Annotated in this window: 8 protein-coding genes; 6 read left to right on the top strand and 2 right to left on the bottom strand. The window is 45.3% G+C overall.

Going from position 1 to position 9,910, the window contains the following annotated elements; all coding sequences use genetic code 11:
- Nucleotides 1–141 precede the first annotated feature (141 nt).
- A complete protein-coding gene (locus tag WMO62_RS14890) occupies nucleotides 142–1,092 on the top strand; it encodes an FUSC family protein (RefSeq protein ID WP_117499620.1) in 951 nt (316 codons plus the stop codon).
- Between the two features lie 61 nt (nucleotides 1,093–1,153).
- Here the strand turns inward: WMO62_RS14890 and WMO62_RS14885 are convergent, their stop codons facing one another.
- Nucleotides 1,154–1,696, bottom strand: coding sequence for a nitroreductase family protein (locus WMO62_RS14885; RefSeq protein WP_349145164.1), 543 nt, complete (start codon nucleotides 1,694–1,696; stop codon nucleotides 1,154–1,156).
- A 522-nt stretch (nucleotides 1,697–2,218) separates the two neighbouring features.
- Between WMO62_RS14885 and WMO62_RS14880 the strand changes: the two genes are divergently transcribed.
- Genes WMO62_RS14880 through WMO62_RS14870 form a run of 3 tightly spaced genes read left to right on the top strand, consistent with a single transcriptional unit; the run spans nucleotide 2,219 to nucleotide 6,543 of the window.
- On the top strand, nucleotides 2,219–4,948 hold the full coding sequence (locus WMO62_RS14880; protein ID WP_349145165.1) for an NYN domain-containing protein: 2,730 nt from the start codon (nucleotides 2,219–2,221) through the stop codon (nucleotides 4,946–4,948).
- 14 nt (nucleotides 4,949–4,962) lie between these two features.
- Nucleotides 4,963–5,625 carry a YkgJ family cysteine cluster protein gene (locus tag WMO62_RS14875; protein WP_349145163.1) on the top strand — a complete coding sequence of 221 codons (663 nt, stop codon included), beginning with the start codon at nucleotides 4,963–4,965 and terminating at the stop codon, nucleotides 5,623–5,625.
- Between the two features lie 48 nt (nucleotides 5,626–5,673).
- Nucleotides 5,674–6,543 carry a MerR family transcriptional regulator gene (locus tag WMO62_RS14870; protein WP_349145162.1) on the top strand — a complete coding sequence of 290 codons (870 nt, stop codon included), beginning with the start codon at nucleotides 5,674–5,676 and terminating at the stop codon, nucleotides 6,541–6,543.
- A gap of 63 nt (nucleotides 6,544–6,606) precedes the next feature.
- On the opposite strand, the gene WMO62_RS14865 is transcribed toward WMO62_RS14870, so the two are convergent.
- Entirely contained in the window at nucleotides 6,607–7,458 is an 852-nt protein-coding gene (locus tag WMO62_RS14865; RefSeq protein WP_349145161.1) for a Cof-type HAD-IIB family hydrolase, read from the bottom strand.
- A gap of 176 nt (nucleotides 7,459–7,634) precedes the next feature.
- Between WMO62_RS14865 and WMO62_RS14860 the strand changes: the two genes are divergently transcribed.
- On the top strand, nucleotides 7,635–8,840 hold the full coding sequence (locus tag WMO62_RS14860) for an LL-diaminopimelate aminotransferase (protein ID WP_349145160.1): 1,206 nt from the start codon (nucleotides 7,635–7,637) through the stop codon (nucleotides 8,838–8,840).
- Nucleotides 8,841–8,989: 149 nt separating this feature from the next.
- Nucleotides 8,990–9,766: an SDR family NAD(P)-dependent oxidoreductase gene (locus WMO62_RS14855; protein WP_349145159.1), complete on the top strand. Its 777-nt coding sequence runs from the start codon at nucleotides 8,990–8,992 to the stop codon at nucleotides 9,764–9,766.
- Nucleotides 9,767–9,910: the final 144 nt, after the last annotated feature.

Raw genomic sequence — 9,910 nt, 5'->3', positions numbered from 1 at the left:
ATTAATTATACCAAAAAATCGCTCAGACCTCACGGTCTGGGCGATTTTTCTGTCAGGGGAGTTTTTTTACAGCCCCTTTCTTTTGTGAGAGGGTTATGTTATACTTCTCTATGAAAATATACAAAAGGGGAAAAGTGTAACATGAACAAAAAAGTAAAAAGCAACTATGAACAGCTTGGGCAGTATCTGGGACTCCGGTTTGATGAAGAACAGGAAGTGCTGCATGGACAGAAAGATGGCTTTGAACTGATCGTTGGACCAAATGAGGTAAATGGTAAAGTTTATTATATGCTGAACATTTGCCTGGGGGCTGATAATCAGGGAAAAACCCTGACAAAGGATGAAATCAAAGAGTTCGTGAAAGCACATAAGACTGTGTCCGGACTGGTAAATGAAGGACATACGGTAACTATGGTACTGAAAAGCTATCTCAATCAGAAAAAGCTCCGTGCCAATGCGCAGGAAGCCATTCAGGAACTGACTGCATTTCTTCGCGGAAAAGGCTACGTGCCGTGCTGCCAGTACTGTGGACGCGAGACAGAGACCGAAGGCTACCTGGTATCCGGTAATCACATCGGACTCTGTGAGGAGTGCGCAGCCTCTCTGGCGCAGAACATTACGCTGGCACAGAATCAGGAAAATGAAAAGAAAGAAAATATGATCGGTGGTATCGTCGGTGCACTGGTAGGATCCCTGCTCGGTGTGGCATGTATCGTGATCTTAAGCCAGCTTGGTTATGTGGCTGCTCTTTCCGGTGTGGTCATGGCTGTCTGCACTTTGAAAGGTTATGAGATTGGAAGCGGAAAGCTCAGCAAACGAGGAATCGTAATCAGCGTGATCCTGATGCTTGTCATGACCTATGTAGGAGACCGCCTGGATTGGGCTATTATGATAGCAAGAGAGCTGGAAGTGGATATCGCCACAGGTTATCGTTACTTCCCATTACTTCTGTCTGAAGATATCATTGATTTTGGTTCTTATGCAGCAAACCTGGTTTTGGTATATGCGTTCCTTCTGTTGGGAGCAATTCCAACCATCAGAAATGCAAATAAAGGCAAAAAAGTACAGAGAACTTTTGGAAAACTTCGTTAACACAAATAAAATACAGGCTCTCGGAACTGTCAGGTTTCGGGAGCCTTTTTTATGTCAGAATCTATAAAAATGTTGCAATCTCTTCCACTGCTTTTCGCTTGGGCATGGAAGGTTCGGCGGCCGGATAACCGACGGCAATTACAGCGACAATGATTTCGGTCTCCGGAATCTTGAGATATTCCCGGATTGCTGGCTCGTCGCGGATGCCCATAATGAGAGTGCCAAGATCAAGTTCAGCGGCTTTGAGGACAAGATTTTCATTCTGAAGTCCCAGATCGTAGTAGCCCCAGCCGTCGCCTGCTTCATTGACCGGGGAACCGGTAGCTTTGTCAAATCCCACGATTCCTTTTTTGAAGGTGGTGATGATCAGTGCCGGTGCACCGGCGCAATTTTTCTGATTAGATTCCGAGAGGCATTTCTGACGGAACTCCTCGATCCGAGAGGGGGACAGGATACAGTAATAGCGGGATGTCTGCTGATTCTTCCAGGATGGAGCCAGGGAGGCGGCACGGATCAGTGTCTCGATCTGCTTGTGGCTGACTTCCCTTCCTGGATCAAAATTTCTGATACTTCTTCTTTTCTCAATTACGGTCTGAAATTCCATGAAAATACTCCTTTTTTCAAGTTTTATTGTTGTTATTGTCAATATAGCATTCTTTACAATCGGGTACAAGAACATATATAATAATTTTTTGAAAGAACTGGCAGCGCATGGAACGACTAATACTTAAAAAGTATCGCGACTCTTCCACTATATGTATTTCACATTTTAATAAGGTTGTGGTACATTATACTTAACAAAAGGAAATCAGATCTGAAAATCCAATCGTAACTGAACATACTGTGGAAGACAACACAGCTCACAGAAAGGTAAAGGTGTCTGTTATGAAGAAAATTTTAAGTATACTGAATGAATTTTTTAAGGAGTATTACAACAGTTTTTCAACTGTATGTGCTTAATGCGAAGTTAACCTATATTGTAGAGTGTTTGCGAATAAATGACAGAAGAGTCCGGGAGGCTGAGAAGCTTTCCGGACTTTCTGCGTAAAATGGACAAAGCCTCTTTCTATGTGTTAAAATAAATGGACATATAAGAAGGGGGCATTTTGCATTGAAACATCTTTGTATGGCAGTACTGGCGCATGTGGATGCGGGAAAGACGACGCTGTCGGAGGCCATGTTGTATGAGAGTGGTACGATCCGAAAGCTAGGAAGAGTGGACAATAAGGATGCATTTCTCGACACCCATGAGCTGGAACGGGCCAGAGGAATTACAATATTTTCCAAACAGGCGGAATTCGCCCTTGGTGATAAGAAAGTAACTCTGCTGGATACGCCGGGACATGCGGATTTTTCGGCAGAGATGGAGCGTACTCTTCAGGTGCTGGACTATGCAGTACTGGTGATCAGCGGTGCGGACGGAGTACAGGGACATACAAGAACGCTCTGGCGGCTGCTCAAACGTTATGGCATCCCAGTGTTTTTGTTTGTTAATAAAATGGACCAGAATGGAACGGACAAAGAGCAGCTGATGGAGCATTTGAAGAAAGAACTGGATGATCGGTGTGTGGACTTTGACTGTGCTTCAGACTCAGGGGAATTTCTGGAAAATGTAGCAGTCTGTGAGGAACAGGCACTGGAATACTATTTTGAGCATGGGACTGTTTCTGAACAGACTGTACGGGAGCTGATTCATGACCGACATGTATTTCCGTGTTATTTTGGATCGGCACTGAAGCTTGACCGGGTGGATAAACTGTTGAAAGGTCTGGAACAATATGCTTATGTAGAGAAGCCTGAGCATGAATTTGGCGCGCGTGTATTTAAGATCAGCCGGGATGAGCAGGGCAATCGCCTGACATGGCTCAGAGTGACAGGCGGCGTGCTCAAGGTAAAAGATCTGCTGGATGGAACTTCGGATGGAGAAGGCTGGCAGGAAAAGGTGAATCAGATCCGCGTCTATTCCGGAACAAAATATGAGATGGTCAATGAAGCGGAGACCGGTGTGGTCTGTGCGGTTACCGGACTCACAAAGACGAAGGCCGGAGAGGGGCTCGGCAGGGAGCATCAGATCAATGTGCCGCTACTGGAACCGGTACTGAATTATAAACTGACATTGCCAGGAGACTGTGATCCGGTACAGCTGCTTGGAAACCTGCGGATCCTGGAAGACGAGGAGCCAGAGCTTCATATTCACTGGAATGAGGCATTGCGGGAGATTGAAGTGCAGCTCATGGGAGAAGTTCAGATTGAGATACTGAAGACACTGATACGGGAACGTTTTGGCGTGTCCGTTGATTTTGATGAGGGAAATATCGTCTATAAAGAGACCATTATCAATACGGTGGAAGGAATCGGTCATTTTGAACCTCTTCGTCATTATGCGGAAGTGCATCTGCTGCTGGAACCGGGCGAGGAAGGCAGTGGTATGCAGTTTGCATCTGCCTGTTCAGAGGATGTGTTGGACCGCAACTGGCAGCGGCTGATCCTGACCCACCTGGAAGAACGTCAGCACAGGGGAGTGCTGATCGGTGCAGAGCTGACGGATGTTCGGATCACTTTGATGAGTGGGAAAGCGCACCAGAAGCATACGGAGGGCGGTGATTTCCGACAGGCGACTTATCGGGCAGTCCGCCAGGGACTGATGCAGGCAGAGAGCCGTCTGCTGGAGCCCTGGTATGATTTCCGGTTGGAGATTCCCGCAGAAAATGTAGGACGTGCCATGTCAGATCTGGAACGTATGGGAGCCACCATGGGTCTGCCGGAGCAGGAAGGGGAGATGTCTCTGCTGACCGGAAGCGTCCCGGTAGAATGTATTAAAAATTATCAGAAGGATGTGACTTCGTATACCAAAGGGCGTGGCAGACTGACCTGTGTCTTCCATGGATATGGTCCCTGCCATAATGAAGAGGATGTGCTGGAAGCTAATGATTATGATCCGGAGGCAGATCTGGCCTATCCATCTTCTTCTGTCTTCTGTTATCACGGAGCAGGAACTGTCATTCCATGGTATGAAGTACCGGAACATATGCATCTGGAAAGTGTGCTGACCGGAGAGGGCGGCCGCAAGGACGGTGGACTCTCGGATACAGAGATGATTGAGGCAGCAGAGAGACTGCGTCAACGTGCAGGAAATACGAGAAGAGAATCGGATTATGTTCAGATGACAGCAGATACAGAGGAACTGGAAGAGATTTTCCGCCGCACATTCGGAGAACCGAAGAGATTTCGGAATACCGAAATAGAAAGTCATAGAGTTTACGGAGAATCGAACAGAATATTACGGAAAAACGAATACAAGCCCAAAGTACAGACTCCGGAATATCTGTTGGTGGACGGTTACAATGTGATCTTTGCCTGGGAAGAATTAAGTGATCTTGCAAAAGTCAGTGTGGCGGGAGCCAGAGAGAAGCTGCAGGATATTATGTGCAATTATCAGGGATTCCGGAAATGCAATCTGATCCTTGTATTTGATGCTTATCGGGTAGAAGGCCATGAGGAAGAGATTATCCCATACCACAATATTCATGTGGTCTACACCAAAGAGGCGGAAACTGCGGACAGCTTTATTGAGCGGACGGCTCATCAGATTGGACGGAAATATCAGGTGACAGTAGCAACTTCTGATGGACTGGAGCAGGTGATCATCCGAGGTCAGGGCTGCGCCATGATGTCTGCCAGAGAATTGAAGGAAGAGATTGAACGGATCAATCAGGAGATCCGCCGGGATTATGTAGAACAATTTCCGGGAAGTAAAAATTATCTGTTTGATTATGTGCCAGAGGAACTGGCAAAACATCTGCAGGAAGTACGGATGGGCGAGACGGAGTTCGGATCCCATAAGTCGAAGAAATAAAAAGAGGTACAGGAATGGAAAGAAATATAGATATGAAGGAAGTGTCAGATGGAAGACTGTACACGTCCAATGATCTGGTAAAGGCAGACTGTGGTGGATGTGAGGGCTGCTCTGCATGTTGTCAGGGAATGGGGGAGTCCATTGTGCTGGATCCTCTGGATATTCACCGTCTTTGCTGTGGATTACATACGGATTTTAATGGACTGATGGTGGATAAGATCGAATTACAGATCGTTGACAGTGTGATCCTGCCCAATCTGAAAATGGCATCAGGAAATACAGAAGCCTGTTCGTTTTTGAACCCGGAAGGACGCTGCAACATCCATGCATTTCGGCCGGGCATCTGCCGGCTGTTCCCGCTGGGAAGATTTTATGAAGATGGATCTTTTAAATATTTTTTGCAGGTACATGAATGTCCCAAGCCCAATAAGACTAAGGTGAAGATTAAAAAATGGCTGGATACACCGGATCTGAAACGTTATGAGACCTATATATGTGATTGGCACTATTATCTGAGAAATCTGAAAACAAGGATAGAAACACATCCGGAACAGATGAAGAACATCAGTATGGATGTGCTGCAAAAATTTTATCTGACACCATATGATCCGACGGCTGATTTTTACACGGAATTCTATGAACGATTGAAAAATGCAAAAAAACAGTTGACCTTATAGTTACTTCATCCTTTAAAATCAAGGAAAAATTAAAGGAGGTCATACGGTATGGTGACGATCAAAGAGGCAGAACTGTTAACTGGAATTACCAGACAGAACATTCGATATTATGAAAAAATGGGTCTTATACACCCGAGCAGAGAGAAGGAAAATCAATATCGAAAATATAATAAAGAAGATATCCGTAGATTAAAGTTGATCTATATGTTTCGAAAACTGGATATGCCATTGGAAGAGATTCAGCAGATTTTAGATGGAAGAAAAGATCTGCAGGAAGCATTGGAACAACAAAAGGAGCAGCTCCGGCAGAAGCAGCAAAAGCTGGCGGCAGCACTTTCCTTTTGTGGGGAAATACAGGAAACAGAACTTACAGACCTGAATGTGGATCTCTATCTGCAGAAAATGGAAGCAGAAGAAAAACAGGGAAATAAATTTGCTGATATTTTGGATGATTATAAAAAGGTTGTGGAAAGTGAAAGTATTCGAACCTTCAGTTTTTCGCCGGATGATTTTTGTACCACACCCAGACAGATGACAGAGCAGCTGTTCCGGTATGCGCAGCGGAATCATCTTGATCTGGTCATCACAAAGGAAGGCTTATGCCCGGAATTTACAATCGATGGAAAAGAATACCATGCGTATCGTATTTGTGGGCGATTAGGAATGGTCATTCGGGCAGAATTGATGCATCCTGAAAGCTGTGTTCCGGAGGGGATGTCCTCAAAACGTTACAGGATATTGCGAAAAATTTCTCAGATACTGATTCCTCTATGTCTGCTCTTGCTGATCATGCTTCCGACGATACTGCAAATAAGAGGAGACAACCATCTGGAAGTTATTGCTTCTGTTTTGGGCATACTGGGAATGCTTGCGTATATTATTTATTTTGCAATCTTATATAAAAATTATAGAGAATAAACGGAGAGAAGCTGTATGTTGAGGTGAACAATGTACAGCTTCTCACGTGAAAGAAAACTACTATTATATGTGGGAAGCTGCTTGGTGTTTCTTCTCAATCCATCTGGCCACGCCATCTGCGTCATTGGTCTCGGTAATCTCATCGGCTGCGCGGCGCACTTCTTCCGGAGAATTTTCGACAGCAACACCGACGCCTGCCCAGCAGATCATATCGATGTCATTTTCCGCATTTCCAAAAGCAACGGTTGCCGCCTGTGGAATCTGCAGATAGTCTGCCAGAAAGGCAAGGGCGGTCGCTTTCCCTGCTTTTTCATCAGATATTTCCAGCAAGGTTGGCACAGAAGAAGTCAGATAGATCCCCTCTACTTGCTCAGATATGATTCTTCGCAGTGTTGCTTTGGTTCGTTCATCTCCCACAACAATATCCAGACTGTCCAGTTCTTCTTTGTGCTCCAGCAGAAATGCAAAAATATCTTCCACCGGGCGGCGGGTACTTTTTACGCAGGATACAGAATAGAGGCTGGCTCCGAATAAAACAGGATTTTCCACATAGGCACGGGCTGAATAGGGAACTCCGTCCACAAAGCCTTCCACCATGACATGATTCTCTTCTGCAATGGCAAGCAGCTTTTCCACAACTTCAGGCTTCAGCCGACACTCCCGCAGGCGTTTTCCTGTATGTACTTCATAGACCGCCGCACCATTGGAGGTGATGGCATATTCTGCCCATGGAAACTGGATCGCTTGTTCCGGTAATGACGCAAAAGAACGACCGCTGGCAACAACAATGTTCATGCCATGCTCATGAGCGTTCTTCAATGTCTCGATCGTATATTCTGAGAGTGATTTATCGCTGCGAAGAGTGGTTCCGTCCAGATCCAGTGCCGCAAGACGAATGTGTTTTTCTGTATTCATTATTTTATTCCTTTCAAAATATTTTACTGTATTTTATTTTTTTCATAATATTTTCAGCTTGCCTATGCATTTATTGACACGTTCCGTTTTTATTTGGTACAATGAGTCCGTTATGGACAACTTGTCCATATATGATCGCTCAAACATATTTTATCATAGAAAGAAGGATCTGAGACATGCCAAAATTAAATGAAAATTATCTGAATCTGAAGGCAAGCTATCTCTTTTCTGAGATTGCACACCGCACGGCTGCATACAAAGAGCAGAATCCGGAGGAGGGTGCGAAGATCATCCGTCTGGGAATCGGCGATGTGACACTTCCGCTTGGAAAAGTGGTCATCGATGCACTGCATCAGGGAGTGGAGGCCATGGCTTCTGCAGAGACTTTCAAAGGATACGGCCCGGAGCAGGGATATCAGGAGACCAGAGATGCCATTGCCGCTTACTATAAGAGAAACGGTGTTGATGTGGATGCCGGAGATATCTTTGTATCTGACGGAGCCAAGAGTGATACCGGAAATATTACTGATCTGTTCGGACACGACAATGTGGTACTGGTTCCGGATCCTGTTTATCCGGTCTATGTAGACACCAATATCATGGCTGGAAATAAAGTTACTTATATGGCTGGAAATGCAGAGAATGGATTCCTTCCCATGCCGAACAAGGAGCAACATGCGGATGTGATCTATCTGTGCTCTCCGAATAACCCAACCGGAGCATGCTACAACAAAGAGCAGTTGAAAGAATGGGTTGATTATGCACTGGCAAATGAAGCAGTGATTCTGTTTGACTCTGCTTATGAAGCATTTATCACAGACCCGGAACTGCCGAGAAGTATTTTTGCAATTGAGGGTGCTAAGAAATGCGCCATCGAATTCTGCTCGCTCTCCAAGACAGCCGGATTTACCGGAACCCGCTGCGGCTACACGGTTGTTCCGAAGGAGCTGGTATTCAAGGCTTCTAATGGCGAGAAAATGTCTCTGAATGCCATGTGGAACCGTCGTCAGTGCACCAAATTCAACGGTACCTCCTATATCGTGCAGAAGGGTGCAGAGGTTGTATTTTCTGAGGAAGGCATCAGAGAGTGTCAGGAAAATATCAACTATTACAAGAGAAATGCTAAAGTGATCGCTGACACCATGACCAAGCTTGGTATTCGTTTCTTCGGCGGTATCAACTCTCCGTATATCTGGTTCGAGTGCCCCAATGGCATGGAATCCTGGGAGTGCTTTGATTACCTTCTGAAAAATATTCAGGTGGTTGGAACTCCAGGTGCTGGATTTGGTGAGAATGGTAAGAACTACTTCCGTCTGACTTCCTTCGGTAATTATGAAAAGACCGTGGAAGCTATGGAACGATTTGAAAAATTGTTTGGATAGAAAAAGTATACCGCAGGAATCTGGAGACTCTTGCGGTATTTTTGATTATGCTCGGAGTTGCAATTCTCTGTGCATGTATTCCACAGCTTGTATTGTGGCTGCCAACCACATTTTTATAAGTAATTAGATGTTTAACAGGAGGCAATTATATGGATCTGCAATTAAAGGATAAGTCGGTAATCGTAACAGGCGGAGCCAAAGGGATTGGATTGGCGATTACAAAGGCATTTTTAGAAGAAGGTGCCAGAGTATGTATGGTTGGAACGGATGAAAAGACCTTGCAGGAAGTCAGAGCACAGGTAGGTCAGCCGGATCGCTGTATAGGAATCCGATGTGATGTAACGAAAGCAGCGCAGATCCGTGACTGCATCCGGACAGTGGAGCAGACCTTTGGCGGTGTGGATATCTTGGTAAATAATGCGGGAGTATTAAAACCGGCACGGATCGAGGATCTGACAGAAGAACAGTGGGACCATGATATGGCGGTAAATCTGAAAAGTACATTTCTCTGTACCAAAGGAGTGATTGAACCCATGAAGCGGCGGGGAGGAGGCGTGATCATTAATGCATCTTCCTTTGCAGCTCAGATCCCGTCAGTTGGACAGTCAGTTTATGCGGCAGCCAAGAGTGGTGTAAAATCTTTTACCAGGGTCAGTGCAGCGGAACTGGCTCCCTATAATATAAGAACCTTTGCTTATATTCCAGGTGTGATCAAAACTCAATTAGTAGCTCCGCTTATCGAAGATCCGCAGAATGCGGAACGCATGAAGAATGATATTGCGGCACACCGCTTTGGTGAGCCGTCAGAAGTCGCTTCGGTTGTTGTATTTCTGGCATCTGAAAGAGCAGGATATGTCAGCGGAACCAGTATTGAAGTTGCAGGTGGCAAATTCTGTGTCCAGAATCCAGGTAAAATTTATGAGTAAAATCGGCTTTACTTGTAAATATAGTCGAAATGGCATAAACAAATAGGAGGTGGTAATTAACCACCTCCTCAGACTGTAGACAAAGTGGTGTTTGACCGTTAGGCCAGGCACCACTTTTCTCTTGCGTTTATTTTATTCAGTAAA

Source organism: Hominiventricola aquisgranensis (assembly GCF_040096225.1).
In the GTDB taxonomy this organism is placed as follows: Bacteria; Bacillota; Clostridia; order Lachnospirales; family Lachnospiraceae; genus Hominiventricola; species Hominiventricola aquisgranensis.
The sequence above is the reverse complement of the archived record's forward strand: the minus strand, read 5'-3'. Positions and strand labels throughout refer to the sequence as shown.